The sequence below is a fragment of the Komagataeibacter sp. FXV3 genome, from assembly GCF_015155755.1.
GTDB lineage: Bacteria > Pseudomonadota > Alphaproteobacteria > Acetobacterales > Acetobacteraceae > Komagataeibacter.
The window spans coordinates 1-657 of record NZ_VWPI01000205.1 but is presented as its reverse complement, the minus strand read 5'-3'; the positions used below and the strand labels follow the sequence as shown (position 1 = coordinate 657).

Sequence of the window (657 nt, the reverse complement as noted above, 5' to 3'; positions counted from 1 at the left end):
CCTGGCGTTGCCGGTATCCTGTCCATACTGGCCGAAACCGGCATGCGCATGAACGAAGCCGTAAAGCTGGAACGCTGGCAGGTGGACAGCCGAAGCCGCCAGATCCTGCTGACCAAAACCAAGACCAGCAGACCGCGTACCCTCACGTGGCACACACCCGGGGGCAATGCCACCAAGGCGCTGGAGGAGGGTGCGGCAAATGGCTTCCTGTACACCAGCGGCACCACCGGCAAGCCGTTCGCCAATTTCTCATCCAACCACGCCCAGATCATGCGGCGCATCCTGCGTGACAATCCGCTGTTCCGGCGCTTCGGGGTGCATGGCCTGCGACATGCCTTTGCCGTGCGGTGGCTGAAAGCAGGAGGGAACATCTATCGCCTGTCACGGCACCTTGGACACAGTTCCGTGAAGGTGACCGAACAGAACTATCTCGGCTTCCTGACCGTGGAGGAACAGGAGCGGGTCCAGTTCCAGGCGGAGCAGATTTTTGCAGGGGTCCCCACAAATTCCCCCACACCAGCCTGAAAAACCGTCCAGAAACGACCAAAGCGCCCCGTAGGGCGCTTGGCAATTTCTTGTTTATTTACAAGAAGTTCTGGCGGAGGGGAAGGGATTCGAACCCTCGATACGACTTGACATCGTATAACGGTTTAGCAA

Annotated in this window: 1 protein-coding gene; it reads left to right on the top strand. The window is 58.8% G+C overall.

Annotated features, from left to right (window positions below):
* On the top strand, positions 1–525 hold a 525-nt coding region (locus tag F1542_RS16960; RefSeq protein ID WP_227672846.1), incomplete at its 5' end, for a tyrosine-type recombinase/integrase.
* Positions 526–657: the final 132 nt, after the last annotated feature.